This is a genomic window from Helicobacter pylori (assembly GCF_016755635.1).
Classification (GTDB): Bacteria; Campylobacterota; Campylobacteria; order Campylobacterales; family Helicobacteraceae; genus Helicobacter; species Helicobacter pylori_CQ.
In genome coordinates, this window is record NZ_CP051500.1 from 214,989 (window position 1) to 240,994 (window position 26,006).

General features: G+C 39.6%; 25 protein-coding genes and 1 tRNA gene. 11 read left to right on the plus strand and 15 right to left on the minus strand.

Going from position 1 to position 26,006, the window contains the following annotated elements:
* Positions 1 to 175: 175 nt before the first annotated feature.
* Positions 176 to 802, minus strand: coding sequence for a YbhB/YbcL family Raf kinase inhibitor-like protein (locus tag HG567_RS01020; RefSeq protein WP_202139836.1), 627 nt, complete (start codon positions 800 to 802; stop codon positions 176 to 178).
* Between the two features lie 65 nt (positions 803 to 867).
* On the opposite strand from HG567_RS01020, the gene HG567_RS01025 reads away from it, so the two are divergent.
* The 6 genes from HG567_RS01025 (at position 868) to msrB (ending at position 6,723) form a co-directional block, all read left to right on the plus strand.
* Positions 868 to 1,332, plus strand: a complete 465-nt coding sequence (locus HG567_RS01025; protein ID WP_202139837.1) for a helix-turn-helix domain-containing protein — start codon at positions 868 to 870, stop codon at positions 1,330 to 1,332.
* A 174-nt stretch (positions 1,333 to 1,506) separates the two neighbouring features.
* Positions 1,507 to 2,670: a NifS family cysteine desulfurase gene (locus HG567_RS01030; RefSeq protein ID WP_000941678.1), complete on the plus strand. Its 1,164-nt coding sequence runs from the start codon at positions 1,507 to 1,509 to the stop codon at positions 2,668 to 2,670.
* Positions 2,671 to 2,691: 21 nt separating this feature from the next.
* The gene (locus HG567_RS01035; RefSeq protein WP_001051999.1) at positions 2,692 to 3,672 is read left to right on the plus strand and encodes an iron-sulfur cluster assembly scaffold protein NifU; all 981 of its coding nucleotides are present in this window, start codon (positions 2,692 to 2,694) and stop codon (positions 3,670 to 3,672) included.
* A 155-nt stretch (positions 3,673 to 3,827) separates the two neighbouring features.
* Positions 3,828 to 4,061, plus strand: a complete 234-nt coding sequence (locus HG567_RS01040) for a ribbon-helix-helix domain-containing protein (RefSeq protein WP_000858680.1) — start codon at positions 3,828 to 3,830, stop codon at positions 4,059 to 4,061.
* A 112-nt stretch (positions 4,062 to 4,173) separates the two neighbouring features.
* Complete coding sequence (gene radA, locus HG567_RS01045; RefSeq protein WP_202139839.1) at positions 4,174 to 5,520, plus strand: DNA repair protein RadA; 1,347 nt, start codon at positions 4,174 to 4,176, stop codon at positions 5,518 to 5,520.
* Between the two features lie 123 nt (positions 5,521 to 5,643).
* Positions 5,644 to 6,723, plus strand: a complete 1,080-nt coding sequence (gene msrB / locus HG567_RS01050) for a peptide-methionine (R)-S-oxide reductase MsrB (protein ID WP_202139846.1) — start codon at positions 5,644 to 5,646, stop codon at positions 6,721 to 6,723.
* A 369-nt stretch (positions 6,724 to 7,092) separates the two neighbouring features.
* On the opposite strand, the gene HG567_RS01055 is transcribed toward msrB, so the two are convergent.
* Positions 7,093 to 7,926 carry a sulfite exporter TauE/SafE family protein gene (locus HG567_RS01055; RefSeq protein ID WP_202139848.1) on the minus strand — a complete coding sequence of 278 codons (834 nt, stop codon included), beginning with the start codon at positions 7,924 to 7,926 and terminating at the stop codon, positions 7,093 to 7,095.
* 203 nt (positions 7,927 to 8,129) lie between these two features.
* Positions 8,130 to 10,217, minus strand: a complete 2,088-nt coding sequence (gene sabA, locus HG567_RS01060) for a Hop family adhesin SabA/HopD (protein ID WP_237393066.1) — start codon at positions 10,215 to 10,217, stop codon at positions 8,130 to 8,132.
* Between the two features lie 251 nt (positions 10,218 to 10,468).
* On the opposite strand from sabA, the gene HG567_RS01065 reads away from it, so the two are divergent.
* Positions 10,469 to 11,626 (plus strand): SulP family inorganic anion transporter, encoded by a 1,158-nt coding sequence (locus HG567_RS01065; RefSeq protein WP_202139850.1) that lies wholly within the window; start codon positions 10,469 to 10,471, stop codon positions 11,624 to 11,626.
* A 40-nt stretch (positions 11,627 to 11,666) separates the two neighbouring features.
* On the opposite strand, the gene HG567_RS01070 is transcribed toward HG567_RS01065, so the two are convergent.
* The 3 genes from HG567_RS01070 to kdsB form a co-directional block, all read right to left on the minus strand.
* A tRNA-Asn gene (locus tag HG567_RS01070) sits at positions 11,667 to 11,741 on the minus strand.
* A gap of 127 nt (positions 11,742 to 11,868) precedes the next feature.
* Positions 11,869 to 13,317 carry a porin HopA gene (hopA, locus tag HG567_RS01075; RefSeq protein WP_202139851.1) on the minus strand — a complete coding sequence of 483 codons (1,449 nt, stop codon included), beginning with the start codon at positions 13,315 to 13,317 and terminating at the stop codon, positions 11,869 to 11,871.
* A gap of 195 nt (positions 13,318 to 13,512) precedes the next feature.
* Positions 13,513 to 14,244: a 3-deoxy-manno-octulosonate cytidylyltransferase gene (gene kdsB, locus HG567_RS01080; RefSeq protein WP_202139853.1), complete on the minus strand. Its 732-nt coding sequence runs from the start codon at positions 14,242 to 14,244 to the stop codon at positions 13,513 to 13,515.
* Positions 14,245 to 14,350: 106 nt separating this feature from the next.
* On the opposite strand from kdsB, the gene dsbK reads away from it, so the two are divergent.
* The 4 genes from dsbK to HG567_RS01100 are packed head-to-tail and all read left to right on the plus strand — an operon-like array spanning position 14,351 to position 17,541.
* On the plus strand, positions 14,351 to 15,148 hold the full coding sequence (gene dsbK / locus HG567_RS01085) for a protein disulfide-isomerase DsbK (RefSeq protein ID WP_202139855.1): 798 nt from the start codon (positions 14,351 to 14,353) through the stop codon (positions 15,146 to 15,148).
* Between the two features lie 15 nt (positions 15,149 to 15,163).
* Entirely contained in the window at positions 15,164 to 15,817 is a 654-nt protein-coding gene (locus HG567_RS01090; RefSeq protein WP_120911544.1) for a UPF0323 family lipoprotein, read from the plus strand.
* Positions 15,818 to 15,838: 21 nt separating this feature from the next.
* Complete coding sequence (locus HG567_RS01095; protein WP_202163862.1) at positions 15,839 to 17,011, plus strand: glutathionylspermidine synthase family protein; 1,173 nt, start codon at positions 15,839 to 15,841, stop codon at positions 17,009 to 17,011.
* Complete coding sequence (locus HG567_RS01100) at positions 17,011 to 17,541, plus strand: PepSY-associated TM helix domain-containing protein (protein ID WP_202139859.1); 531 nt, start codon at positions 17,011 to 17,013, stop codon at positions 17,539 to 17,541. The genes HG567_RS01095 and HG567_RS01100 overlap by 1 nt, the downstream gene beginning before the upstream one ends.
* 726 nt (positions 17,542 to 18,267) lie before the next feature.
* On the opposite strand, the gene hcpE is transcribed toward HG567_RS01100, so the two are convergent.
* The 9 genes from hcpE to dps all read right to left on the minus strand — a co-directional run bounded on the left by hcpE (position 18,268) and on the right by dps (position 25,877).
* Complete coding sequence (gene hcpE / locus HG567_RS01105; protein WP_202163863.1) at positions 18,268 to 19,335, minus strand: Sel1-like repeat protein HcpE; 1,068 nt, start codon at positions 19,333 to 19,335, stop codon at positions 18,268 to 18,270.
* Positions 19,336 to 19,428: 93 nt separating this feature from the next.
* Positions 19,429 to 19,800 (minus strand): c-type cytochrome, encoded by a 372-nt coding sequence (locus tag HG567_RS01110; RefSeq protein WP_202139869.1) that lies wholly within the window; start codon positions 19,798 to 19,800, stop codon positions 19,429 to 19,431.
* Complete coding sequence (gene hemC, locus HG567_RS01115; protein ID WP_202139871.1) at positions 19,800 to 20,720, minus strand: hydroxymethylbilane synthase; 921 nt, start codon at positions 20,718 to 20,720, stop codon at positions 19,800 to 19,802. The genes HG567_RS01110 and hemC overlap by 1 nt, the downstream gene beginning before the upstream one ends.
* Before the next feature lie 10 nt (positions 20,721 to 20,730).
* On the minus strand, positions 20,731 to 22,464 hold the full coding sequence (gene proS, locus HG567_RS01120; protein ID WP_202139873.1) for a proline--tRNA ligase: 1,734 nt from the start codon (positions 22,462 to 22,464) through the stop codon (positions 20,731 to 20,733).
* A gap of 3 nt (positions 22,465 to 22,467) precedes the next feature.
* Positions 22,468 to 23,817 (minus strand): glutamyl-tRNA reductase, encoded by a 1,350-nt coding sequence (hemA, locus tag HG567_RS01125; protein ID WP_202163864.1) that lies wholly within the window; start codon positions 23,815 to 23,817, stop codon positions 22,468 to 22,470.
* Complete coding sequence (locus HG567_RS01130) at positions 23,817 to 24,740, minus strand: polyprenyl synthetase family protein (protein ID WP_202139876.1); 924 nt, start codon at positions 24,738 to 24,740, stop codon at positions 23,817 to 23,819. Before HG567_RS01130 ends, hemA begins: the two co-directional genes overlap by 1 nt.
* Before the next feature lie 9 nt (positions 24,741 to 24,749).
* On the minus strand, positions 24,750 to 25,145 hold the full coding sequence (locus HG567_RS01135; RefSeq protein WP_202139877.1) for a hypothetical protein: 396 nt from the start codon (positions 25,143 to 25,145) through the stop codon (positions 24,750 to 24,752).
* Positions 25,138 to 25,422 (minus strand): DUF2018 family protein, encoded by a 285-nt coding sequence (locus HG567_RS01140; RefSeq protein ID WP_001206051.1) that lies wholly within the window; start codon positions 25,420 to 25,422, stop codon positions 25,138 to 25,140. Before HG567_RS01140 ends, HG567_RS01135 begins: the two co-directional genes overlap by 8 nt.
* Before the next feature lie 20 nt (positions 25,423 to 25,442).
* Entirely contained in the window at positions 25,443 to 25,877 is a 435-nt protein-coding gene (dps, locus tag HG567_RS01145) for a DNA starvation/stationary phase protection protein (protein ID WP_000846455.1), read from the minus strand.
* Positions 25,878 to 26,006 lie beyond the last annotated feature (129 nt).

A 26,006-nucleotide genomic window follows, 5' to 3' on the forward strand; every position in this document is an offset into this window, starting at 1 on the left:
ATGAATGGTTTGATAAGGAGTTGATGCGTGTTTAAATCAGCTTTTGGTGCTTTTAGCTCTAATTTTTAGCGTTATAATCCATTTGGTTAGGGTTGCATAAAACCCCACTTTTTAAAAAAATGAAAGAATATTAAGGTTAAACAAGTTCATTGAACTAAACCTACAAGCTTATAGCCTATCTCCTTACAAACTGCTTGTATAAAAATTCCTTTCTCCCTATGGCGATGATATGGTTGCGCATTTTGTCATGCAAATCGCCTAAGAAAAAAGGGGCTTTTAATTCCAGTTTAGGGATGTCTAGGGCATACACTTGAATCAAGTAATGGTGATCGCCATTAGGAGGCATGGGGCCGATATAGACGCTGTTATTGAGGTTGGAGCGTTGTTTTTCGCTTTCATTAAGAGAAGAACGGATAAAGCCTTGAGTGAGCGAATTGACCCCTTGAACAATCCTTTTATCCATCATGGAAGCGTTTTCTTCTAATACATTGTAAGAAATATTGCCCACGACCCAATGGACAAACGGCATGCCGCACACTTTTTGCGCGTCATGATCTATTAATTCTAAAGCGTAGCTTTTAGCGCCTTCCACTTTTTGCCATGAGATTTTAGGCGAATAAGTGGGTAATCCGTTTGGGTTAAGAAACCCTCTAGGGGCGTTGCCGCCAAATTTAGCGTCCAAATACCCTTCTGAATCGGTTTGAATCATCACTTCAAAAGTTTTCATTTTAAGCCCTTTTTCTTTGAAATCATTTTCCTTTATTGTAGCATGATCATAAAAACACATCTTACTTTGGAACATGATATTAGAATAATTATTTTTAATGATTGTATAGCTATTTATTTTTGGTGGTTACCATTGAACGCATGGAAAGTAGAATAAATCGTTTGAGCGCCAAAATAGACGCACTATTGGAACAGCAAAAAAAAGTGATTTCGTTGTTAGAAACTTATTTGAGCGTTTATTCCACACCACAAGAGGCTTCAAATAAGCTTTTTAAAGGCGTTAGTCAAGGGATGGAGTTAGCCCCAGAAATCGCACAAGAAGATGAAGAAAAACGCCTTTATGTGTTGCAATATTTAAGCCATGTGGATATTACCAAAAACAAGCAAGACTCCCAGCTCAAAAAAGATTGTTTGGAATTTATCCAAAGGTTTAATATCCCAAAACCCATTATTATTACCGCTCTTTATAACCTTAAAGGCATTAAGCCCACGAAAAAAGAAGTAGCGAAACAATTGCAAAAACTCTATGTGTGGGAGAAGCGTTACCAACAAGGGGGGATAGACGCTTTAAAAGACAGGCGTGGGAGACCCCTTAAAAAGCCTTAAGCGACTTGGTAGCGGCTGTTGTTGGTTTTTGATAGGGGGGGTATTCGCATTTCTCAAAATGTTTTCAAAAATTCATCTTATTTTAAGTTAAAATTAAGAAAATATCTTGTATTTAATCATAATTTAGACTTAGATAAGAAAATCTATGTAAAATTTTTGAGGAGAATATTGACTTTGTTACAACGAATTTATTTAGACAATAACGCTACAACTAGGATTGACCCTAAAGTCAAAGAGATCATGGATCCTTTTTTAAGGGATCATTACGGGAACCCTAGCTCGTTGCACCAGTTTGGCACAGAAACCCACCCAGCCATTGCAGAAGCTTTAGATAAGCTTTATAAGGGCATTAACGCTAGGGATATAGACGATGTGATCATCACTTCTTGTGCGACAGAGAGCAATAATTGGGTTTTAAAGGGCGTGTATTTTGATGAATGTTTGAAAAAGGGCAAAAACCATATTGTAACCACGGTTGCAGAGCATCCGGCGGTGCGATCCACTTGTAATTTTTTAGAAAGCTTGGGGGTGGAGGTTACTTACTTGCCCATTAATGAGCATGGGAGTATCACCGCCGATCAAGTCAAAGAAGCGATCACAGAAAAAACCGCTCTAGTGAGCGTGATGTGGGCGAATAATGAAACCGGTCTCATTTTCCCTATTGAAGAAATTGGGGCTATTTGTAAAGAAAAGGGCGTGTTGTTCCATACCGATGCGGTGCAAGCGATTGGTAAAATCCCTGTAGATGTGTTGAAAGCGAATGCGGATTTCCTTTCTTTTAGTGCGCACAAATTCCATGGGCCTAAAGGCATTGGGGGGTTGTATATTAGAAGTGGGGTGGGATTGACCCCTCTTTTTCATGGCGGGGAGCATATGAATGGCAGGCGTAGCGGGACTTTGAACGTGCCTTATATTGTGGGCATGGGCGAAGCGATGAGATTAGCCGTAGAGCATTTAGACTATGAAAAAGAAGTGGTAGGGAAATTGCGCGACAAATTAGAAGAAGCGCTTTTGAAAATCCCTGATGTGATGGTGGTGGGGGATCGAATCCATCGTGTGCCTAACACGACTTTAGTCAGCGTGAGAGGGATTGAAGGAGAGGCCATGCTGTGGGATTTAAACCGCTCTAATATCGCCGCTTCCACAGGGAGCGCGTGCGCGAGTGAGGATTTAGAGGCTAATCCTGTAATGGTGGCGATTGGAGCGAGTAAGGAATTGGCTCATACCGCTATCAGGCTCTCATTGAGCCGTTTTAACACGGAAGCTGAAATTGATAAAACGATTGAAGTTTTCTCTCAAGCGGCTGTAAGATTGAGAAACATTTCAAGCTCTTATTAAAAAGAATATAAAGGAATCAAAATGGCAAAACATGATTTAGTGGGTTCGGTTCTCTGGGACGCGTATTCTAAAGAAGTTCAAAGGCGCATGGATAACCCCACGCATTTAGGGGTCATCACCGAAGAGCAGGCTAAAGCCAAAAACGCTAAGCTGATTGTGGCGGATTATGGTGCAGAAGCATGCGGTGATGCGGTGAGGTTGTATTGGCTTGTAGATGAAAGCACGGATAGAATTGTTGATGCGAAGTTTAAAAGCTTTGGTTGCGGAACAGCGATCGCAAGCTCAGACATGATGGTAGAGTTGTGTTTGAATAAAAGAGTCCAAGATGCGGTAAAAATCACGAATTTAGACGTGGAAAGAGGCTTAAGAGACGATCCGGACACACCGGCGGTGCCTGGGCAAAAAATGCACTGCTCCGTGATGGCGTATGATGTGATCAAAAAAGCTGCCGGCATGTATTTAGGGAAAAACGCTGAAGATTTTGAAGAAGAAATCATCGTGTGCGAGTGCGCTAGGGTGAGTTTAGGCACGATTAAAGAAGTGATTAGGCTCAATGATTTAAAAAGCGTTGAAGAAATCACTAACTACACCAAAGCCGGCGCGTTTTGTAAAAGCTGTGTGAGGCCTGGAGGGCATGAAAAAAGGGATTATTACCTGGTGGATATTCTTAAAGAAGTGCGCGAAGAAATGGAAGCTGAAAAACTTAAAGCCGCCGCGAATAAATCCCAAAATGGGGAATTGGCTTTCAGGGAAATGACTATGGTTCAAAAGATTAAAGCGGTGGATAAAGTCATAGATGAAAATATCCGCGCTATGCTTATGATGGATGGGGGGGATTTAGAGATTTTAGACATTAAAGAAAGCGATGATTACATTGATGTGTATATCCGCTACATGGGGGCATGCGATGGGTGCATGAGCGCGACTACCGGGACATTATTTGCCATTGAAAACGCCTTGCAGGAATTATTGGATCGCAGTATCAGGGTGTTACCGATTTGATTTGTTCTTTTTAGGGGGTGAAGGCCTTTTTTGAGCGAAGCGCTAATAAACTCACAATGAGGAATGATTAGCACTTGCAACATTATTCATTATACGCTACTTTTATGCTAATATGCTATTTTGAAGCGATTTGCGATGATGATTGAAGGAACTTGATGAAAACGACAGAAAACACAGATGAAACTCACTTAAGGGGAACTAAAAATAAACTAGGACGCAAACCAAAAGCAGACGCTAATAAAAAAACTCGCGCGGTAAGCTTGTATTTTTCTGATGAGCAATACCAAAAACTAGAGAAAATGGCTAACGAAGAAGAAGAAAGCGTGGGATCTTATATCAAACGCTATATTTTGAAGGCTTTAAGAAAAATAGAGCAAAATGGCGCTTGATAACTTTTTAACTTGGTTTTAGTTTAGCTTTACGAGTTTTGCTATAGAATAAAACCAAAACCTTGTTTTTATCTGGTCTTTAGCTGTGTGATTTTTAAAAAAGAGTGGTATTTTGGCTAAAAAAACTTCTTTATTTGAGTGTCAGCATTGCGGTTTTACAAGCCCTAAGTGGTTGGGCAAGTGCGTTCAATGCAACGCATGGGAGAGTTTTATAGAATTGAACCAAGCTCAAAAGGAAGTTTTACACGCGCTTAAAAAACCGCTCCCACAAGCGCAAAAAAGCGTTTCTATCGTTGCAATTGAGCATGAAGAAGTCATTAAGTTTTCTTCCACTCAAAGCGAATTGGATATTGTTTTAGGTGGGGGGATCGCTAAAGGGGGGTTGTATTTAGTGGGGGGGAGTCCTGGGGTGGGGAAATCCACTCTGCTTTTAAAAGTGGCTTCTGGCTTAGCCAAGAACCAGCAAAAGGTTTTGTACGTGAGCGGGGAAGAGAGCTTGAGCCAGATTAAAATGCGCGCCACTAGATTGGATTGCATAGAAAAAGAATTGTATCTGCTCAATGAAATCAATTGGCCTGTGATTAAGGCGAATATTGAGAGCGAAAATTATTTTGCGTGCGTGATTGATTCCATTCAAACGCTTTATTCGCCAGAGATTTCTTCAGCGCCCGGCTCTATTTCGCAAGTGCGAGAGATCACTTTTGAACTCATGCGTTTAGCCAAAACAAGAGATATTGCTGTTTTTATCATCGGCCATATCACTAAAGAAGGGAGCATCGCAGGGCCTAGGGTGCTAGAGCATATGGTGGATAGCGTGCTGTATTTTGAGGGCGATCCCAGTAGGGAATTAAGGATTTTAAGGAGTTTTAAAAACCGCTTTGGCCCTACGAGTGAGATCGGCTTGTTTGAAATGAAAGAGCAGGGTTTGGTGAGTGCTAAAGAAGCTTCAAGCTTGTTTTTTTCTAAAGAAGAGCCTATGGAGGGGAGTGCGATTACCATCACTTTAGAAGGATCAAGGGCGTTGATTTTAGAGATTCAGGCGTTGGTGAGCGAGTGCAGTTTTGGAGCGCCCAAACGATTAGCGAACGGGTTTGACACCAACCGCCTTAACATGCTCATCGCTTTATTAGAAAAAAAGCTAGAAATCCCCTTAAACCGCCATGATGTGTTTATTAATGTGAGCGGAGGCATTAAGATTAGCGAGCCGGCTTGCGATTTGGCGGTCATTGCCAGTATCCTTTCAAGCTTTAAAAACAGAAAAATTGACAATAAAACGGCGTTTTTGGGCGAAGTGAGTTTGAATGGCAGGATTTTAGAAGCCCCTAATTTGAACGCCAGATTGAAAGAAATGGAAAATTACGGCTTTTTAAAAGCCATTTTGCCTAAAAAACCCAGTCAAAAAACCTCTATCAAATGCTATGAAGCCAATGCGGTAGGGAAGATTGTTGAATGGATGTGATTGGAACTTTTGTTACCTAATAGAACAGAGCCTTATTGAAATTTAAACTCATTTTAAAGAACAACTACCATTTTTTTTAGTTATAATGGCAAACACCATTAAAATTAAAACAAAGGTTATTCAATGAAGGTATTATCTTATTTGAAAAATTTTTATCTTTTTTTAGCGATAGGAGCAATTATGCAAGCGAATGAAAACATGGGATCTAAACTTCCCAAAACCGATGAAAGAGTGATTTACTTGGCTGGGGGGTGCTTTTGGGGGTTAGAGGCGTATATGGAGAGGATTTATGGCGTCATAGACGCAAGCTCTGGTTACGCTAACGGCAAGACTTCAAGCACGAATTATGAAAAATTGCATGAAAGCGATCATGCTGAAAGCGTGAAAGTGATCTATGATCCTAAAAAAATCAGTTTGGACAAGTTGTTGCGTTACTATTTTAAGGTGGTTGATCCGGTGAGCGTGAACAAGCAGGGTAATGATGTGGGCAGGCAGTATCGCACAGGGATTTACTATGTCAATAGCGCGGATAAAGAAGTGATAGACAACGCCTTAAAAGCGTTACAAAAAGAAGTGAAAGGCAAAATCGCCATTGAGGTAGAGCCGTTAAAAAATTATGTGAGGGCTGAAGAATACCACCAGGATTATTTGAAAAAACACCCTGGTGGTTATTGCCATATTGATTTGAAAAAGGCGGATGAAGTGATTGTAGATAGCGATAAATACACCAAACCAAGCGATGAAGCTTTAAAGAAAAAACTCACCAAACTCCAGTATGAGGTGACTCAAAACAAACACACTGAGAAACCTTTTGAGAATGAGTATTACAACAAAGAAGAAGAGGGCATTTATGTGGATATTACCACCGGCGAGCCGTTATTTTCTTCAGCGGATAAATACGACTCCGGTTGCGGGTGGCCAAGCTTTTCTAAGCCTATCAATAAAGATGTGGTGAAATACGAAGACGATGAGAGCCTTAACAGGAAACGCATTGAAGTGTTGAGTCGCATTGGTAAGGCGCATTTAGGGCATGTGTTTAACGATGGACCTAAGGAATTGGGGGGCTTAAGGTATTGTATCAATAGCGCGGCTTTGAGATTTATCCCCTTAAAAGACATGGAAAAAGAGGGTTATGGCGAGTTTATCCCTTATATCAAAAAGGGTGAATTGAAAAAATACATCCAAGATAAAAAAACGCATTAAGGGGTAATGACTAAGCCTCCTAATGGGGGTTAAAATGGGGGGTTAAGCTTGGGTTGTCTTAAAAACGCTAAAATCCGCCCTAAATGATTCATTTTTTAATTACTCTTACTTTGAAGACATTCTTTTTTAAGTTTTATGTTTTTGTTCTCATCAAATAAAGATAACTAAAACTTTTTATTTTTTTAAAAATGGGGTTTTTAATTTTATTTTTTGTTTCAAACTCATTTTTTAAGGGGGTAGGGGTTATCCCATTACAACCCCCAAACTAAACCCCCCTAACCCTAAAGAAGCGCTTTTTTTAGAGATTATCGCTTGCTGATGAAAGCTTTTTGGTATTAATTTTAAAAATGCCCTTGAGCGTTTTTAGATTTACCCCATAATGAGCTTGTGTAAAGTCGCTAAAATGCTTAAGGCATAAATGAGGAGCAATAAGATTTTATGCACCTTTTCATTAGCCAAAGCAATGAGCTTGATGCCAATGCCCACCCCTAAAAACGCTCCAATACCGGTAATCACCCCCGCTTGAACGCTTATATCATCAAGAACCTTCCCATTATAAAGAGAGATGACCCCAGATAAAGAAGCGAACACCACAAAAAATAGCCCCAAAGGCACGATTTTTTTGGAATCGTATTTCAAAAAATAGCCCAAAAACGGCACCATTAAAATCCCCCCACCCATGCCTAGCGGGATAGAAAAGATGCCAGTAACAAAACCGGCGAGCATCAAAACCCCATGCGTTCTATCCATAGACACAAAGGGGATTGCGCGCTTTTTTTCGGGCGTTTTGTTATTCGCATGCAAATCAAAATGCATTTCTTCAAAATGCTCTGGCTTCTTGTTGCTAGAAAAAGCGTATTTGATAAAGGTGTAGCACACCACCACCACAAACACAGCCATTAAAATCTTATCGTCAATGATTTTTAAAATAAAGCTCCCTAAAATCGCCCCCATTAGCCCTCCAAACGCGGCAAATGAGCCTTCTTTCAAATCCAATAAGCCCTTTTTGTAATTGATGATAGAGCCGATTACTGAAGAAAAAAGCATTTGCATGAGCGAAATACCCACCGCATGGCTATAGCTAAAATGCGCAAAAATCGCGCTAGGGACGACAATCTCCCCCCCACCAATACCAAAAAACCCAGCGGTAATGCCGGTGAATAGCCCCACAAGAGCCAAAATAAACGCTGTTGATTCTTCCATGAAAAACTCCCTAAATTCTAAATTATTACTTTATCAAAAAAGAGTGATAATCTTTAAAAAATCTTTCTTTAATGATTGCAAAAATAGGGGTTTGATTAGTTTTATAGCTTGAGAGCGATTACAAGAGATAAGCTCTCTTTTTAGCGCTTAATTTTTAAAACGCCTTCAAGCGTTTTTAAACAAGCCCCTTTTTTAAAGAGGGTTTAGTAAGCAAACACATAATTGAGATACACGCTATAGAGCCTTCTGTATTTGAGTTCAGCGCCCATGAAAGAATAATAATCCGTGTTAATGGTAGGGATTTTCACGCCTAATTCCACGCCATGCTGAGCCGCATGATCGCTGTCTTTTTTCTTTGCCCTAGCGAGATTCATTCTCAAGCCTAAATTGAATAAAAATTGGAAATTCGCCACATTCACTTTAGCGCTATAGATATTACCCACCATATTCAAATTCACAAATTCAGAATTAAGCCACGAAGTCCCAGCTAGCGCAAAGCCACCAAAAAGCCCCACAGAAAGCTTGTTATTCTTGCCTAAAAAGTTGGTGTTTTTATCGTTGATGAAGTTATAAAGCACATCCATACCCACCCCATAAGTCCACACATCAGAAGCCGAGTTAAAAAAGCTAGATTTAATGAATGCATGGTTATAGTCAAAAAAGCCGTAATACCTTAACCCCCAATTCCTTTTTTTGCCAAAGAATTGTTTGTAGCCCACTTGCACGCCGATGCCGTTCATCGCCCCATTGTTGGTTTGAGAACTGATCATGCCAAAGCGCCTGAAAGGGTTTTTGCCTAATTCTTGCGTGGTGGCTTGGAGCTGGTTGTATTTGTTTGAATCCAAAGAATAAGTGAGCAGACCTTCTGGGGAATTGGGGTTTTGAGTGGAATGCGTCATGTTTTGAAGAGATTTAGCGTTAGGCAAGCTAGAGATAGCGCTATTGATCGCTTTTTGGTCGTTGTTTAAAGTGTTAAGAGCTCCTTTAAAATCCAAAATGGTTTGAGCCAAAGCTTTCTCTTGATTGACCTGGTTGCCATAATAAGCGGTGTGTTGCTCTAAAGAGTTTAAAGTCTCTTTCACAAACGCGCAGCCTGAACCATAAGTGTTGTCGTTAATCACACCAGCTGATCCTGCCAAACATTCTTCTAGATCTTGTTGGATAGGCCCTTGAATGCTGTGGAAATTGTCCGCAACTTGCTTAGCTAAACCTAAAATTTCTGCTTGAGCGTTAGCTCTATTGAGCATTTCTTGAGCAAACCCTTTGTCTTTAGAAGTGTAGGGGTTGAAATTTTCTGGTTGCGTGATTTGGGCGTTTTCATTAGCGTTAAGCTGCTTAGTTTTTTCTAAAACGGCTTGAGCGTTTTTAATCATCTCGTTAATTGCGTTAAAACTATCGCCAAAAATATCCATCACACTCCCAGTCTTGCCGCCAAACCCCCATGCCCCACCGCCACCATTCACATGCGGGTTTTGGGTGGTAAGGACATTGATGATGGTAGCGGCTTGTTGCAAAAGGTTTTCAGCGTCATTGACGCTGCTAATCTTTAGCTGGATTGGGATTGATGATCCGCCTGAATAATAATTGCCATTCCCATCGGGGTAAGTGTATTCTGTGGTAGGGTTTCTTGTGAAAGTTTGATTGATATTGACTACCATTTTTTTGGATCCGTTCAAGGCAGGCATCCCACCTCCTTGACTTTGGTTTAAAGCGGTTTGGATAGTTTGATAAGCGGTATTGAGAGTCTGGTATTCACTACTAGATAGGATACCATTTGGCCCTACATTGCTAGCTCCATTGCAAGTGGTGGTGGTCGTTCCGCTATTAGTGTTGTAGCTGTAGTTTGGCGTGTTACTAAACGATCGAACGCCCCCATTTTCTAAATGTTCTGTGCCAAGATTTGGGCCAGGACCACAGCTGATACCAAAGGCTATGACTTGCCACATGCCCACAGCGGCATTGAGCGCTAAAGCTACAGCTTGATAGGCGGGAGAAGTGGTGGTAGCGCTAGTGAGATTGATCGCGCTTGAGCTTAGATTGTCAATCGCACCGGTAATCGCACTGGGCGTGCTGGCTAGATTGACTAAAGAGTTAAGGTAGTTGTATTGGTTTAAAAGGTTGCTCAAATTATCGTATTTGTCCGCAAGGTTTTGCAATGCTCCTGTGTTTTTCACTTTTTGAACCGCTTCACCGATCTGATAGCCCACGCTCATGTAAAATCCATCGTCTTCAGCCCTTGATAATGAGAGCATGAGAGAAAGAGAGAGCAAGAGGGATTTTTTGATTTTCATGTTTTCTCCTTTTAATAGATTTTTCTTTCACATTCCCAATGGTAACCATGTTTATGAAAGTTTGCCATTTTACCATAAAATGCTTATTATTAACTTAAAATTTATATTTTGAAAAAAAAAAAAAACAATTTTAAGTATTTTTTACAATAAAATATCATAGAGATTGATTTAAGAAAAGGGATTTTATCCGGTTTGAAATTGGTTTTTAAATCTTTGGTTACAATCAAGCCATTTTAATTAGAAAGAGTGGCATGTTGGAAAAGATACAAAAAGAATGGCTGAGCAACATTCAAAAAGATTTGTTGTCTGGTTTTGTGGTGGGGCTTTCTGTGATCCCAGAGACGGCCGGTTTTGCGATCATGGTGGGTTTAGATGTGGGCGTAGCGTTTTATACGACCTTTTATATGGCTTTTGTTTTGTCTCTTTTTGGGGCTAGAAAGGCGATGATTAGTGCAGCGGCCGGCTCAGTGGCGCTCATTTTAGTGGGCGTGGTTAAAAACTATGGGCTTGAATACGCGGGCGTGGCGACTCTTATGGCAGGGGTGTTGCAAATTCTTTTAGGCTATTTGAAAATAGGGAATCTTTTGAGGTTTATCCCCCAATCAGTGATGTATGGCTTTGTGAACGCGCTAGGCATTTTGCTGTTAATGGAGCAATTCAAATTCCTTCAAAACCAAAATTTAGGGGTGTTTGTCTTGCTCGCTATTGGGATACTCATCATTTACCTCTTCCCCTTAATCACTAAAAAAATCCCCTCTAATCTGGTTTGTATCCTTATAGTGAGCGCGATCGCTTTAATTTTTGATACGCATGCACCGAATTTAGGGAGCATTGAGCAAGGGGTTTCAGGCTTTCATTTTCTTATCATCCCCAAAAATTTGGATTTTAAAATGGTGTTAGAATTGTTGCCTTACGCTCTTTCTTTAGCACTAGTGGGCACGATAGAAAGCTTATTGACCGCTAAAACTCTAGATGTCATTTTAAAAGACGGCGTGAGCGATAAAAATAAAGAAACTAAAGCGCAAGGCTTGGGGAATATCATCTCAGGGCTTTTGGGGGGAATGACAGGGTGCGCTTTAGTGGGGCAGTCTATCATTAACGCAAAATCCGGGGCCAAAACAAGGCTTTCTACTTTTTTTGCCGGCTTTTCTTTAATGGTGCTAATATTAGTGTTTAATGAATACGTGGTTAAGATCCCCATTGTAGCGGTTGTGGCGGTGATGGTGATGATTTCTTTCACCACTTTTAATTTCCAATCCGTTATTAACATTAAAAAAATCAAGCTCTATGACACGCTAAACATGCTTTTAGTCGTGGCGGTGGTTTTATACACGCATAATTTAGCGATAGGGGTTGTGGTGGGGGTTTTAGTCAATGCGTTATGGATCAAATCAAAAGGGATTGCATGAATTTTTGCTATAAAGCTAGAAAAAAGATGAGTTAAAAGTATGGCTCCAGATGTAGGATTCGAACCTACGACCAAGCGGTTAACAGCCGCCTACTCTACCGCTGAGCTAATCTGGAATTTCGCTCAAAAATGAAAAGAAATTTTAGTGTGTTTTTTGTAAAAAGTCAAGTAAAACGATGCCGTTATTCATTGAGAGCCAAAAAATTGGCTTTGTCCTCATTAATAATGAGAACCGATTCAATATCAATAAGCCAAAACATAATTGAAATACACGCTATAAAGTCTTCGGTAGGCTAATTTAGCGCCCATGAAAGAATAGTAATTCGTGTTGATGGTGGGGATTTTCACGCCTAATTCAACGCCATGGTGAATCCCTTGAAGCCTTAAACCGGTATTGAATAAGAATTGGAAATTGGTGTTGTTGATTTTAGCGTTGTAGATGCTAGTGGTAGTTTTTAAATTCACCAATTGGGAATTGAGCCATGTCGTGCCGGCTAGAGCGATGCCCCCAAAAATACCAAAAGAGACTTTGCGGTTTTTATCGGATCCGCCATTGATGAAATTCAATAAAAGATCACTGCCTGCGCCATAAGTGAAAACATTAGAAGCGGAGTTGAAAAAGTTGGATTTGATATAGGCATGGTTGTAATCAAAAAAGGCATAATACCGGATCCCAAAAAATTTATTTTTCCCAAAGAATTGCTTATAGCCTAATTGCACGCCCACGCCATTCATCGCCCCGTTATTGCTTTGAGAATTAATTAATCCCACGCTTCTAAAGGGGTTATGGCCAAACTCTTTGGTGGTAGTTTGGAATTCAGAATATTGGGTTTCGTTGAGAGAATAACTATAGCTAGATCGGCTCACTAAACTGTGAAACCCTTTAGAACCGGGCGTTTTTTGAAGGGTGTTATAGATGGTTGCTAAATTGTCCCCTTTGAGGTAAGAGATCGTATCGTTAATAACGCTTGAGACTTGATTGAGGTTTTTAGTGAAATCAGCGTTGGTAAACGCGCTTGGTTGGTTTGGACCTTCTGGGTCAGTTCTTCGGGCTTGTGCGGCGGCTTCTTTAGCGCTATTTATCATGCTAGTAATAGCGTTAAAGGTGCTGCCAAAAATAGTGCATGCGTTCCCGCTTGCATTAATGCCCCATGGTTTGCCATTGCCTCCGTCTATTCCTGGACATTGGCTTTGAAGGGTGCTAATAATGGTGCTAGCTTGTCCTAGAAGATGTTCGTAGTCATTTCCAATCGTGAGTTCATTGTTTTTATTTAAGGTATTTTGGAGCAATTGAGAAATCGCATTGATTTCGTTGTATTTATCAGTGGGTAGCGTGCCACTGGCTAAATTAGAGGCTATCACTTGCCACATGCCCACCGCAGAGCTGAGCGCTGAGGATACGGCTTGATTAGCGCTATTAGGGGTCGTTTTCAATCGGCTAGCACTTTCTTTTAGATTGTCAATCGCTTGAGTGGTGCTTGAATTGGTGTTAGAGGCCGTTTGTTTGAGTTCGTTATAGCGGGTTAAAAGATTGTTCAAATTTTCATAAGCGTTGGAGACTTTTTGGATTTCGCCGGTGTTTTTCACTTGTTGAACCGCTTCGCCGATTTGATAGCCCACGCTCATAAAAACGCCGTCATTTTCAGCAAGGAGCGATGACGCCATAAGAGGAAGTAAAATCGTTTTTTTCATAAAATGTTCCTTAAAGTAATGTTTTATTTGTAAAATCGTATCAAATTGAAACTTTATTTACAATGCGTTTAAATTGTGCCATAAATTTATTGAATTTTTAATAAAATTGAGCGAAAATTAACAAATCTTGCTTTTTTTTTGGATTTAAAAAAAAAGGTTTTTGATAGTGTAAAATGTTTTGAGTATTTTTAAATTTCACCGCTTAAGGAGATCGGGGCTAAAAATTTTCAAAGCGTTTTCTAAATCTTCTTTGGTGTCAATGCCCACGCTTTGGCTTTGAACGATTTTTACTGCAATCTTTTTTTGGTAATACAAAGCCCTTAACTGCTCTAATTTTTCTATCTCCTCTAAAACGCAAGGTTTTAAAGCGCATAATTCTTCTAAGATTTCTTTATTGTGGAAGCCGTAAATACCGATATGCCCTAAAAGGGGGGTTTGGCGTTTCGCATCAAAATCTCGTAAAAAAGGGATAAGGGAGCGCGAAAAATACAAGGCGTTATTTTGGCTATCTAAAACCACCTTGACTAAATTAGGGCTTTTGGCTTGTTCTTCATCAATGACTTTGGCGCAAGTCGCCATGAAAGGGGCGTTTTTGGTGGCTTCTAATAACGCTAAAATGACTTCTTTTTCTAAAAAAGGCTCATCGCCTTGCAAGTTTAAAACCCTTTCGTCGTTTTTTAACCCTAAAATTCGCGCCGCTTCCAAACAGCGTTCCGTGCCGCTATTATGGTGTTTGGAGGTTAGCACCGCTTTAATGTGGAATTTTTGGCATGTTTGCATGATGCTTTCATCATCGCAAGCGACTACGCATTCATCTACAAGATTTGCATTTTTAGCGCAACGCACTACCATAGGCAAGCCAAAAATATCTTCTAGCACTTTATTTTCAAAACGACTGGATTTTAATCTAGCAGGAATGATAATCATCTTTAAACCTTTTTAAGCCAAAATAGGGGATTTTATGGTATTATACCCATTAAAAGCTTATTCCTTTTATTGTAAGGATTTAGGCTATTGAACTTTAGGAGTTTTAATGATATTAAGAGCGAGTGTGTTGAGCGCGTTACTTCTTGTAGGCTTAGGGGCAGCCCCTAAACATTCAGTTTCAGCTAATGACAAACGGATGCAGGATAATTTAGTGAGCGTGATTGAAAAACAAACCAATAAAAAGGTGCGTATTTTAGAAGTCAAACCTTTAAAATCTAGTCAGGATTTAAAAATGGTCGTCATTGAAGATCCGGACACTAAATACAATATCCCGCTTGTAGTGAGTAAGGATGGTAATTTAGTCATAGGGCTTAGCAACATATTCTTTAGCAATAAAAGCGATGATGTGCAATTAGTCGCAGAAACCAATCAAAAAATCCAAGCCCTTAACGCCACCCAACAAAATAGTGCGAAATTGAACGCTATTTTTAATGAAATACCGGCTGATTATGCGATAGAGTTGCCCTCTACTAACGCTGAAAATAAGGACAAGATCCTTTATATTGTCTCTGATCCCATGTGCCCGCATTGCCAAAAAGAGCTCACTAAACTCAGGGATCACTTGAAAGAAAACACCGTGAGAATGGTTGTAGTGGGGTGGCTTGGAGTCAATTCGGCTAAAAAAGCGGCTTTAATCCAAGAAGAAATGGCGAAAGCTAGGGCTAGGGGAGCGAGCGTGGAAGATAAAATCTCTATTCTTGAAAAGATTTATTCCACCCAATACGATATTAACGCTCAAAAAGAGCCTGAAGATTTACGCACCAAAGTGGAAAATACCACGAAAAAGATTTTTGAATCTGGCGTGATTAAGGGTGTGCCTTTCTTATACCACTATAAGGCATGATATAAGGTTACTCTCATGAAAAAACCCTACAGAAAAATTTCTGATTATGCGATCGTGGGTGGTTTGAGCGCGTTAGTGATGGTGAGCATTGTGGGGTGTAAGAGCAATGCCGATGACAAACCCAAAGAGCAAAGCTCTTTGAGCCAAAGCGTTCAAAAAGGTGCGTTTGTGATTTTAGAAGAGCAAAAGGATAAATCTTACAAGGTTGTTGAAGAATACCCTAGCTCAAGAACCCACATCATAGTGCGCGATTTGCAAGGCAATGAACGCGTGTTAAGCAATGAAGAGATTCAAAAGCTCATTAAAGAAGAAGAAGCCAAAATTGATAACGGCACGAGCAAACTTATCCAACCTAATACTAATAATGGAGGGAGTAATGAAGGCTCAGGCTTTGGCTTGGGGAGTGCGATTTTAGGGAGCGCGGCGGGGGCGATTTTAGGGAGTTATATTGGCAATAAGCTTTTCAATAACCCTAATTACCAGCAAAACGCCCAACGGACCTACAAATCCCCACAAGCTTACCAACGCTCTCAAAATTCCTTTTCTAAAAGCGCACCTAGTGCTTCAAGCATGGGTGGGGCGAGTAAGGGACAGAGCGGGTTTTTTGGCTCTAGTAGGCCTACTAGCTCGCCGGCGGTAAGCTCTGGGACAAGGGGCTTTAACGCATAAAATCTATTTTAAGGTTAAAAAATGCAAGTGATTCCTTTAAAACCTTTAGACAATAAGACTTTAGAAGAAATCGGCTTAGATTGGCACACTAACGACGACATGTCATCTTATATTGCTGATGAAATGGTGGTTGTCTCTCAAAAAGAAGCGGACGCTTATTATGACGCTTGCAATGAGCTTTATGACATGTTTGTAGAGACGGCTGAAGAGGCTATTGAAAACGATCGCTTTTTTGAATTGGATATTCCTAACGCGCTCATTCCTATGATCAAACAGAGTTTTGAAGAAGAAGTGCATTGGCATATTTATGGGCGTTTTGATTTAGCTGGGGGGCTTGATGGTAAGCCCATTAAATTACTGGAATTTAACGCTGATACCCCCACCATGCTCTATGAAACGGCGGTGATTCAATGGGCGTTACTCAAAGCGAATGGCTATGATGAAAACAAGCAGTTCAATAACCTTTATGAAGCGCTTGGCGAGAATTTCAAACGCATGGTAACTTTGAGCGAAGACACGAGCCGTTTTGAGGAAATGTATGAGGGGTGGAAAATCCTTTTTTCAAGCGTTAGGGGGAATATTGAAGAAGAGCGCACCATGCGTTTTTTGCAAGACGCTGCTCAGAGCGTGGGGTTTGAAACGGATTTTTCTTACATTGATGAGGTGGAATTCAATATAGAAGAGGGCGTGTTTAAAAACGGCTTGAATTATGAGTTTTTATTCAAACTAATCCCATGGGAAAACATCGCTATTGATGAGCCAGAATTAGCCCTTTTGATGCAAGGCATGATGGAAAATAAAAACACGATTTTTTTAAACCCCACTTACACGATCCTTTTCCAATCCAAGCGTTTTTTAAAACTTTTATGGGACAGATACCCCAACCACCCCTTATTGTTAGAAACGAGCTATGAGCCATTATCCAATAAAAAGCAAATCAAAAAAGTGGCTTTTGGTAGGGAAGGGGCGAATAGCGAAATCTTTGAAGCTTCCATGCAATCGCTTTTGAAAACGGACGGTGTTTATTCTAACCACAAGCCCGTTTATCAAGAGTTTTACGAGCTCAATTCGCATAACGGGTTGTATTATCAGCCGAATGTGTTTTTTGCTTATGAATCTTGCGCGCTAGGGTTTAGAAAAGGGGGGCTAGTCTTGGATAATTTTTCTAAATTCGTGAGCCACATGTTGCAATAATGACTGCAATGATGCGTTATTTTCACATTTATGCGACCACTTTTTTCTTCCCTTTGGCGCTTCTTTTTGCACTTAGCGGGCTTTCATTGCTCTTTGGGGTGCGCCAAGACACTGGCGCTAAGATCAAAGAGTGGGTTTTAGAAAAATCCTTAAAAAAAGAAGAACGATTGGATTTTTTGAAAGACTTTCTAAAAGAAAACCATATCGCTATGCCTAAAAAGATAGAGCCTAGAGAGCATAGGGGAGCGTTAATCATTGGCACGCCTTTGTATGAAATCAACCTTGAAACTAAAGGCGCTCAAACAAAAATCAAAACCATTGAAAGAGGTTTTTTAGGCGTGCTCATCATGTTGCATAAGGCTAAGGTGGGCGTTGTGTTTAAGGCGCTTTTGGGGATTTTTTGCGTGTTTTTATTGTTGTTTTATTTGAGCGCGTTTTTAATGGTGGCTTTTAAGGACACTAAACGCATGTTTATAAGCGTTTTAATAGGGTTCGTGGTGTTCTTTGGAGCGATCTATTGGTCTTTATAGGGTTTAAAACACTAAAGGTAATTTTCACAATCAAAATAAAAGAGCTAAGCGAGTGATAGCTCTGGCGTTCTTAGGGGGTTAGGGGGATTTTAAAAAAGGGGGTTGTAGGGGAATGATTTCAAAATACCCCTATTCCCTTATGAGCTTTTTAAAAGTCCTATTTTTTTAAAAATTAAAGAATAACTAAACCAACACAAAAAACCCCTAAAACTCTATCTTTAAACTAAAAGCGTTTTTATCTGTCTCATCTGACAACAATTTTTAAAAGAACGCTTGAAATTTAACTATTTTTCGTTATTTTTATCAAGTCTTTTTATAGTCGTGTGCATACCGCTCTGTTATCGTGTGATTCGTGTTTGTAGCGTGCTTATAATAATAACCACGCAAAGCCATAAATTAAAACCATTGAAAAACACAACCAAACGCATATCTATCCCATAGCGCAAAAACACGCTAAAACATTTTTATAGGACTTTTAAACCTAAAACCCACTTCAAGCTAACCTAACAAAAATTTATACTATAAAAACACGCTAACAAACACAACCAAACAACCGCAAAAAACATTCAAAAAGTTTTCTTTTTGAAAATAGACAAAACCCTAAAAACACTAAAGATTAAAAAATTAATAGGGGGGCTTTCTGCTTTAGCTCTTAAAACAGAGCCAAATCTTTGAAAAGTTTTGAGTCAAACGACAGATGATGATTAGGGGGATTGATTAAATTTTTCAATACCCCCTAAGTTTAGTGAGATTTTCGCATGCTTGTTTCATGCCTAGCTTACAGCCCTTGTCATAAATCATTATGGCGTTTTCTTTATCTTTCATGTTGTAATACATGCCCGCTAGAGCGAAGCAACCCACTTCATCGCCCATATCGCAACCCCTTTCATAATTATCAAGGGCTTTCCTCAAGTCTTTTGGAACAGAGTCCCCTTGGGAATACATAAAGCCCATCCTGGAGCAACTCACCGCGCTCCCCATATCGCATGCCTGTTTGAAATAATTAAAAGCCTTTTGGGGATCTTTTTTGACATACCTGCCTAACATATACATAGAGCCTAAACTCGCGCAACCACCAGAATTGTTTAAAGCACAAGCTTTTTGCAAATAATCAAACGCCACTTCAAAATCTTCATCAAGCCCTGCATCGCCATTTTCAAACAAACTCCCTAACGCGCGGCAAGCCTGCCCATCATTCAATCGGCACGCTTTCAAATAATAAATCACGGCTTTATGGTTGCTTTGTTTGACTTCTAAAAAGCCTTTTTCATAAGCCACGCCCAAAACATAACACCCCTTAGCCATATCAAAATTACAGCTTTTTTGATAGTAGGTAACCGCTTGAGCGGCATTGCCTTTGATTTTTCTGTCATAAATAATGCCTAAATTGTAGCAACTCTCAGGGTGTTTTAAAACGCACGCCTTAGCATAAGCGTCAATGGCCTCTTGATAATTTTGAGTCGTGCCTAACCCCTCATCATAAAGCCCCCCTAAACCAAAACACCCTTCCCTATCATCACCCTGGCATGCGCTTTGGTAATACTCTAGGGCTTTTTTATAATCTATTCTAGTGCCTTGCCCGTTTTCATAAATGATTCCTAATTGCGTGCAACCTTCACTCACCCCATCGTTGCATGCTTTTTTAAAATAAGATGCAGCTTTAAAATAATTCCCACTTTTATAGGCCCTTTCAGCAACCCCTAAAAAGCTATTGTCTTTTTTCCCCCATAAATGGGCTTGCAAGCTCCAAAAAAATAACCCACAAACTAATATTTTTAAAATTTTGACACTCATTCTTACCTTCTTTATAAATTCTGATTTTTAGAACCCTCTTCAATCAAAACAAAAAATGCAACACCCCATTTTAACATAAATCAAGCGCTTTGATTAAGGCTTGAAAGGTTCCTTACGCTCTTCTTTATGCTCTAAAGAGGTGATGTAAAGGTAAATCGCTTGGATTTCTTCTAAATTGAGATTGTATTTAGGCATCATGCCTTTGCCTAAACTCAAGGCGTCTTTAAAGGTTTTAAAATCCAAATGGTTGATTTTAGGGGCGTAGAGGATTTTTTTTTCGCCTTTTTCATAATAAAAAGTGATTTCTTGCTTTTCGCCTTTAATGCCATGGCATTTTGCGCACGCAACACCCCTAGGGTTTTTATAAAGAGCCATCCCGTATTCCAAATCAGAAATAAAATCCGCTTCTTTAGCATTCAAACTTAACCACCACAAGAACAAAACCGGCGCGATAAACAAACGCATTAAAACAACTGCGCCTTTTCTAAAATCTCTTTAGCCCCGCTTTGCAAAAACGCTTCTAAAAGCTCTTGAACCAAATCAAATGCCTTAGTTTTATCCCCTTGCTTTTCTTTAGCGATGACTTCTTTCCCGTTAGGCAAGCCTAAAACCGCCTGGATTTTAACCCTATCACCCATTAAACTCGCATGCACGCCAATAGGGATCTGACACCCCCCATTAAGCCCCTTAACAAACTCCCTTTCTAAATGGCAACAAAACGCGCTTTTCTCGTCGTTGAGTTTTTGAAGCGTAATAAAATGCTTGTGGTTTTTGAGCATTTCCACCCCTAAAGCCCCTTGACCCATGCTAGGAATCATTTCTTCCACGCTAAAAGCCTTGCGGTATTTCGCTCCTTGAATTTCTAGGCGGCACAACCCGGCTTCAGCCAAAATGATAGCGTCAAATTCTCCGCATTCAAGCTTTTTCAAACGGGTTTGGACATTCCCCCTTAAGCTTTCTGTGTCTAGATCCTGGCGTTTCAGCTTGATTTGCATAGAGCGCCTTAAAGAAGTCGTGCCAACCTTTGCCCCTTTAGGCAAGCTCATCAAATCAGGGAATTTCACGCTTAAAAAAGTGTCCCTCACATCAGCCCTTTTAGTGATGCATGCCAAGTCTAACTCCTTTTCAAACACGACCGGCACATCTTTTAAAGAATGCACCGCCAGATCAATTTCGCCTTTTAAAAGCAATTCTTCTAATTCCTTAGTGAATAGCCCCTTACCGCCAATCTTATTTAAAGGGGTGTCTAAGATTTTATCACCCTTAGTCTTAACGATTTGAATCTCGCTTTCTATAGAGCATTCTTTTTTCAGGCGTTCTTTAATGTGATTTGCTTGCCATAAGGCTAATTCGCTCCCCCTAGAGCCAATCACTAAATTTCCCACTTTCTCCCCCTTATTCGCTCTCTAACATTTCTAAAATTTTTTCTTCTAATTCTATATCTTTAAGCGTTTGTTTTTCTAAATTAGCGCGTTTGATGCATTCAAATTCTTTACTCTCTAAAGTTTGCTTCCCAACAATGAGCGCTAGTCGTTCCCCAATCAATTCAAAATCCCTCATCTTCGCCCCAAAACGCGCATCTCTATCGTCTAACAGCGCATCAACACCCTTTTGGAGCAGCCTTTCATACACTTCAAAAGCGAGTTTTTTTTGCGCTTCATCTTTCCAATTAGAAACCACGATCACCACATCAAAAGGAGCAGTATTTTTCGTCCATACACAGCCTAGATCATCGCTTTTTTGCTCTAAAATCGCGCTGAGCAATCGGCTAATGCCTATCCCATAGCACCCCATTTCAAAAAATCGCTCCTTACCATTCTTATCCAAGAAACTAGCCTTCAAGCTTTTAGCATAGCCTTGGCCGAGTTTGAAAATATGCCCCACTTCCAAACTCTTATGGTATTTCAATTCTCCTTGACAATTAGGGCAATGATCGCTTTCTTTAACCTGGACAATATCCGCATAAACAAGATTTTCAAACCCTTTTAAATCCACGCCCACCGCATGAAAATCCTTTTCATTAGCCCCAACGATCAAGCAATCGCCCTCTTTTAAATCTTCATCAAAGATAATGTAAGAAACATGCTTTTTCAAGCCATAAGGTCCTATAAAACCCGCTATTAACCCCGCATTATCCAAATCTTTTTGACTCGCCTCTCTTAATTCTAAAGCGTTCGCTCCTATAATGTTCAAGGCGTTTAGGGCTTTAACTTCCTCTAAATTGTCATCGCCCCTAACAAAAAAGCACGCTAGGGTTTCTTTATCTTTATGGATCACTTTTCTAACAAGCGCTTTTAAAACAAAATAAGGCTCTGTTTTAAAAAACTCCGCCACGCTTTGCGTGCTGGTGGTATTAGGGGTAGGGAATTTCGCTAATTGTGCTTTTGGGACATTTAAAGGTTCATGCCTTTTAGAGCGTTTAGCGATTTCAATGTTGGCGGCATAATCGCAATTTTTACACACCACGATCGTGTCTTCCCCGCATTCGGTTAAAACGACAAATTCCCTGCTTTTACTCCCCCCAATCGCCCCGCTATCCGCTTCCACAATACGAAAATCCAAACCCAAATCGCTTAAAATCTCTTTATAAGCGCTTTGCGTGTTTAAAAATTCCTTATCCAAGCTCTCAGCGTCTTCATGAAAGCTATAACCATCTTTCATGATAAATTCCCTCGCTCTCACTAACCCAAATCGCGGGCGGATTTCATCACGGAATTTCGTGTGGATTTGATAGAGATGGACGGGTAATTGCTTGTAGCTTTTAATGAAATTAGCGGCAATTTCGGTGATATTTTCTTCTAAAGTGGGGCTTAAAACAAAATCATTGTCTTTTCGGTCTTTAAAAACCAATAATTCCTTGCCGTATTTATCCAAACGGCCTGATTTTTCCCACAAACTCGCCAAAACGACAAAACTCATTAAAATATTTTGCGCCCCATGCTCTTGCATGCGTTTGTGCGTGATGTTTTCTATCTTGTCTAGCACTTTTTTAGCTAAAGGCAAGAAATTATAAATCCCGCTGCCTACTTGATAAATGTATCCTGCTTGAGCTAAGTGTTTATGGCTTTTTAACACGGCATCTTTAGGGGGTTCTTTGAGAGTGGGGGCAAAGAGTTTTGAAAATAGCATGCATTATTCCTCGTAATATTCGCATTTATAGAGATTCAAATTCTGGGCATGATTAGCACTAGATTTGTCTAAATTAAACAGGTTTTTAATCGCGCCCACAAGCACATCGGATTCTTCTTTTTGAGCGTTCTTTTTTAAGGCGATGGTAGGGTGGTGCAAAAAGGTATTGAAAGCGTTGTGCAAGATCTTTTCAATGTTGCTTTCGTATTCTTTAGGCACATAGCGTTTTTTAAGCGCTTTTTGCAATTCCTTTTGGGCTGAAATCCTAGCCAATTCCCTTAAATCCTTAATCAAAGGCTCTACTTCTAAACTTTGGATCCATTGGTAAAACTCCATTGTGGCAAGCCCTACAATCTCATAAGCTTTCGTCCTACTCTCTTGCCTGTTTCCCACATTTTCCCTCACCATAGGCTCTAAATCATCCACGCTGTATAAGAAAATATTATTGAATATCGGCTTTTCAATATTCCGTGGCACGGCCAAATCAAACCAAAAACGCCTGAAAATCGTTTCTTTTAACATGCCATTTTGCACGATAAAATGCGGCGAAGAAGTGGCGCAAAAAAGCAGTTGGTATTCATTGATATAAGCGTTTAAATTTTCTATATTTTGAAAGCTCACTTTTTTAGGCTCTTCTAATTCTTTGATGAAATCTTCAAATTTAGCCTCATTACGCCCTAAGATAAGCGCTTCAAATTGCTTGTTTAAAAGGTGCTTGATGACTAATTGAGCCATCTCGCCAAGCCCTATCACAAGGGCTTTTTTATCCTTAATCCTTTCTTTTTCAAAAATATTAAGCGCTTCTTTGACCGCCACTGAAGAAATGGAGACCCCTTGCTTGGAAATGCCGGTTAAATTGCGCACTTTAGCGGCGCATTTGAAAGCAAAATGGAGCAATCGGGTTAAATCTTTGGAGCAAAATTTCTCTTCAAAAGCGAATTTATAGGCGTTTTTCATCTGCCCTGTGATTTGAGTTTCCCCCACTACTAGGCTATCCAAACTGCTGCACACGCTAAAGACATGATGGACTGCGCTTTCATCAACGCTCATTAAAACGCATTTTTCTAAATCAGACACGCTCATTTTTTTATTTTGAGCCAAGATTTTTAATAACGCGCTTTTTTGTTCATTAGTATTAGCGCCGTGCTTTAGGCTCGCATAGATTTCAAAGCGATTGCATGTGGATAGCACCATGCACTCTTTGATATTAGGGCAATGGTTTTTAATGGTTTGTAAAAATTCTTTAAGCGTTGCGTTCGAATTAATAGCGAGTTTTTCGCGCATTTCTAAGCTCATGCTTCTATGCGTGAAGGCTAGGGTGAAATATTTTGACAAATGAGTTTCTAACTCCATTAAAAAGTCCTATAAATGACATCTTGCGCTAGTTTTTCTAAAATCAAATTGTTTTCCCCTTTAATGGTTTCAAGGGCCTTTTTAGAATAAACTTGAGCGATTTTAAGGGTTTCTTCTATGATACCATATTGCTTGAATTTTTCCTTAGTCCATTCTATGATTTCATGACTATCTTGTTTAAAATAAGAAATTAAAAGCCCTTGTTCATGCTGATTCAATTTTTCATATAAAAGCAAGTAGGGTAAAGTGGTTTTGCCTTCTTTAAAATCGCTAAAATTGGGCTTGCCTAGAGTTTTGGCGTCTTGAGTGATGTCTAACAAATCATCAATGATTTGAAACGCCATGCCAAAATGTAATCCAAAATCCGCATACATTTTGGCGTCTTTATTTAAAAGAATCGCCATGCTTTTTAAGCTCGCTTCTATGAAATGAGCGGTCTTGTCTTCTAAAATACGCCAGTATTTTTGTTTGTCGCTATTAAAACATTCCCCCACAAACATGTCTTCAATCTCGCCCCTAGAGAGCCTTAAAACCGCATTAGAGAGGATTTGAGCGATTGCTTCGCCCATTTTAGACAATTCAAAAAAGGCTTTAGAATAAAACACATCCCCAAGCATCACGGCGTTAAAATTACCAAAAAGAGCGTTAATGCTAGGGAGCTTTCGGCGCATGGTCGCCTTGTCAATCACATCATCATGCAATAAAGAAGCGGTCTGTATCATTTCTACAATCGCGCACAAATTGAAAGCTTTATCTAATAAAATAGCGTCTGTTTTTTCGTCTAACAAAGCGAGCATGAGTTTGGAGCGCAGCATTTTTGAAGGGCCAATCTTAGAAAACAATTCATCTATAAAGCCGCTTTCTATTTCTTTGATCCAAGAAGCGATTTTATTTTGAATGGCTTGAAGTTGTTTTTCTTGCATGCAAATTCCTTAAGGCTCTTTAGGAGAAAAAACAAGGGGCATAAGGGCTAAAAGCCTTAAAGCGGCTTTATCTTCTTTAAAATCTTTAAACACAAGCGACAGAGTGCTGTTAGAAGAAAATTTTTCTTCAAAAACTTTGAGGTTATAGGTGTTTCTCGCATGATCGGTGTATAAAATAAACTGGTAAGGGAAATGGTTAAAACGCATGTTGATGACTAAACCTTTATTTGCATATAGAGTCCAATAGAGCGTGATCTCTTTGGTTTGTTCATTTGAAGTGTCTTTGATGATCGCTTTAAAGACTTCATCTTTTTTTAATTTTAGCGTTCTATCTATCCCATAATCAAGCCCAAACGCCTTTAAAAAAAAGAGAAATATCAAGCCATAGCGGATAAGCTCATTCATTCCCACTAAGAATATTCGCCATGGATTGGATCACAATGTCTGTTTTCCTGCTCTCTATTTTTTGTTGCAACTCTTCATCCATTCTTAAAGCTTTAGCGAAAGATTCAAACTTTTCTTCTAAGTCTTCTTTTTCTATAAAAGTTTCTAAGAGAGCCAGAAGCTCTAAAAGCCTTTCTAGCTCTTTTTTAGAAAGCTTTTTACTCGCATGAAAAATGATGTCATTCCACTTGTCTAAGGGGTTTCCCTCAAAAATTTCAAGCTCGCTGTAATCTCTCATGCTAGCTTCTTTTTGATAGCTTAAGCCAAATGGGCTTCTAGCATCCAAATGGATTTTTGCAACTTGGCCAATTGATCGTCCGCATAAGTTACGGTGACTTTATCGCCTTCTTTTTCAGCGGTGTTAGAAAGCTCTTTAAATTCTTTTTCTAGGTGTTTGTAATCGCCTAGAATTTCTTTAAAGATGTCTTTAGAGTGGAAGCTTGTTTTAGTTTCTTCTTTAACACGAGTGAGTTTGAGCGCTTCGGATAAAGTGACTAAGGGGTGGTGTCCTAATTGAGCGATCCTTTCAGCGAGATCATCAAACATGTCCGCAAACTCTTCATAAATTTCTTCAGTGGCTTTATGCACATTGAAAAAATCAGTGCCTTTCACATTCCAATGGAAGTTATGCACTTTCATAAATAACACGATCGCATCCGCTTGCAAATGTTTTAAAATTTCAAATGTTTTCATCAAAAGTCCTTTTTTTAAAATTGTTTTAGGCTTTTACTCTCATAAAAACCTTGATCGCTATCCTACACCAAAAGAGTTAATGAAAAATTGTTTTTGATCTTATTTTTGTCAAATATTGATAAACCATAT

Excerpts from the sequence above, each read along its gene's own strand:
- HG567_RS01020 (WP_202139836.1), bottom strand. The coding sequence starts at position 802 with ATGTTCCAAAGTAAGATGTGTTTTTATGATCATGCTACAATAAAGGAA.
- HG567_RS01025 (WP_202139837.1), top strand. The coding sequence starts at position 868 with ATGGAAAGTAGAATAAATCGTTTGAGCGCCAAAATAGACGCACTATTG.
- HG567_RS01035 (WP_001051999.1), top strand. The coding sequence starts at position 2,692 with ATGGCAAAACATGATTTAGTGGGTTCGGTTCTCTGGGACGCGTATTCT.
- HG567_RS01040 (WP_000858680.1), top strand. The coding sequence starts at position 3,828 with ATGAAAACGACAGAAAACACAGATGAAACTCACTTAAGGGGAACTAAA.
- msrB (WP_202139846.1), top strand. The coding sequence starts at position 5,644 with ATGAAGGTATTATCTTATTTGAAAAATTTTTATCTTTTTTTAGCGATA.
- HG567_RS01055 (WP_202139848.1), bottom strand. The coding sequence starts at position 7,926 with ATGGAAGAATCAACAGCGTTTATTTTGGCTCTTGTGGGGCTATTCACC.
- sabA (WP_237393066.1), bottom strand. The coding sequence starts at position 10,217 with ATGAAAATCAAAAAATCCCTCTTGCTCTCTCTTTCTCTCATGCTCTCA.
- HG567_RS01065 (WP_202139850.1), top strand. The coding sequence starts at position 10,469 with ATGTTGGAAAAGATACAAAAAGAATGGCTGAGCAACATTCAAAAAGAT.
- hopA (WP_202139851.1), bottom strand. The coding sequence starts at position 13,317 with ATGAAAAAAACGATTTTACTTCCTCTTATGGCGTCATCGCTCCTTGCT.
- kdsB (WP_202139853.1), bottom strand. The coding sequence starts at position 14,244 with ATGATTATCATTCCTGCTAGATTAAAATCCAGTCGTTTTGAAAATAAA.
- dsbK (WP_202139855.1), top strand. The coding sequence starts at position 14,351 with ATGATATTAAGAGCGAGTGTGTTGAGCGCGTTACTTCTTGTAGGCTTA.
- HG567_RS01090 (WP_120911544.1), top strand. The coding sequence starts at position 15,164 with ATGAAAAAACCCTACAGAAAAATTTCTGATTATGCGATCGTGGGTGGT.
- HG567_RS01095 (WP_202163862.1), top strand. The coding sequence starts at position 15,839 with ATGCAAGTGATTCCTTTAAAACCTTTAGACAATAAGACTTTAGAAGAA.
- HG567_RS01100 (WP_202139859.1), top strand. The coding sequence starts at position 17,011 with ATGACTGCAATGATGCGTTATTTTCACATTTATGCGACCACTTTTTTC.
- hcpE (WP_202163863.1), bottom strand. The coding sequence starts at position 19,335 with ATGAGTGTCAAAATTTTAAAAATATTAGTTTGTGGGTTATTTTTTTGG.
- HG567_RS01110 (WP_202139869.1), bottom strand. The coding sequence starts at position 19,800 with ATGCGTTTGTTTATCGCGCCGGTTTTGTTCTTGTGGTGGTTAAGTTTG.
- proS (WP_202139873.1), bottom strand. The coding sequence starts at position 22,464 with ATGCTATTTTCAAAACTCTTTGCCCCCACTCTCAAAGAACCCCCTAAA.
- hemA (WP_202163864.1), bottom strand. The coding sequence starts at position 23,817 with ATGGAGTTAGAAACTCATTTGTCAAAATATTTCACCCTAGCCTTCACG.
- HG567_RS01130 (WP_202139876.1), bottom strand. The coding sequence starts at position 24,740 with ATGCAAGAAAAACAACTTCAAGCCATTCAAAATAAAATCGCTTCTTGG.
- HG567_RS01135 (WP_202139877.1), bottom strand. The coding sequence starts at position 25,145 with ATGAATGAGCTTATCCGCTATGGCTTGATATTTCTCTTTTTTTTAAAG.
- HG567_RS01140 (WP_001206051.1), bottom strand. The coding sequence starts at position 25,422 with ATGAGAGATTACAGCGAGCTTGAAATTTTTGAGGGAAACCCCTTAGAC.
- dps (WP_000846455.1), bottom strand. The coding sequence starts at position 25,877 with ATGAAAACATTTGAAATTTTAAAACATTTGCAAGCGGATGCGATCGTG.